The organism is Methylobacterium sp. GC_Met_2 (genome assembly GCF_026540795.1).
Taxonomy (GTDB): Bacteria; Pseudomonadota; Alphaproteobacteria; order Rhizobiales; family Beijerinckiaceae; genus Methylobacterium.
Genome location: NZ_JALNUM010000286.1, coordinates 1 through 367 on the forward strand (window position 1 = coordinate 1; position 367 = coordinate 367).

Here is a 367-nt window from a genome sequence, read left to right on the forward strand (position 1 = left end):
CCTGACCGGCGCCGCCTCGGCCGCCGACCTGCCGCGCCGCGCCGCCCCGCCGCCCGTGTTCACCCCCGTGCCGGTGTTCACCTGGTCGGGCGCCTACTTCGGTATCAACGCCGGCTACGCCTTCGACGCCTCCAGCCGCTCCACCGGCAACAGCTTCGGCGTGCCCTTCCCCTACGCCACCCCCGGCACCGTCGCCACCTTCCGCAACAACAGCCAGGACGGCTTCTCCGGCGGCGCCCAGATCGGCTACAACTACCAGTTCACCCCGGGCAACGGCGTCGTCGTCGGCATCGAGGCCGACGCCCAGTACCTCGACTTCGGCCGCAGCCGGAACAGCTCCTTCATCTCCGGCGGCGCGCTCGCCCCC

1 pseudogene is annotated in these 367 nt (G+C 72.8%); it reads left to right on the forward strand.

The features are described 5' to 3' along the window. Position 1: 1 nt before the first annotated feature. A pseudogene (locus OXS49_RS33470) lies at positions 2 to 367 on the forward strand (porin family protein); the annotation flags it as partial.